At 66.4% G+C, this 250-nt stretch carries 1 protein-coding gene; it reads left to right on the top strand.

Annotation, left to right across the window (positions count from 1 at the left end; genetic code table 11):
* Nucleotides 1-250 (top strand): ATP-binding cassette domain-containing protein (locus UK12_RS35865; RefSeq protein ID WP_156179202.1); only part of this gene is annotated, 250 nt, incomplete at both ends.

Raw genomic sequence — 250 nt, 5'->3', positions numbered from 1 at the left:
TCGAGCTGATGGAGCGGGTGCGCATCCCGGCGGCCAGGGAGCGGGTGAACGACTATCCGCACCAGTTCTCGGGCGGTATGCGTCAGCGCATCATGATCGCGATGGCGCTGGCGCTCGAACCGGATCTGATCATCGCGGACGAGCCGACCACGGCGCTGGACGTGACGGTCCAGGCGCAGGTGATGGAGCTGCTGGCGGAGCTCCAGGCCGAGTACAACATGGGCCTGATCCTGATCACCCACGACCTCGG

This window comes from Saccharothrix sp. ST-888, from assembly GCF_000955975.1.
In the GTDB taxonomy this organism is placed as follows: domain Bacteria; phylum Actinomycetota; class Actinomycetes; order Streptomycetales; family Streptomycetaceae; genus Kitasatospora.
The sequence above is the reverse complement of the archived record's forward strand: the minus strand, read 5'-3'. Positions and strand labels throughout refer to the sequence as shown.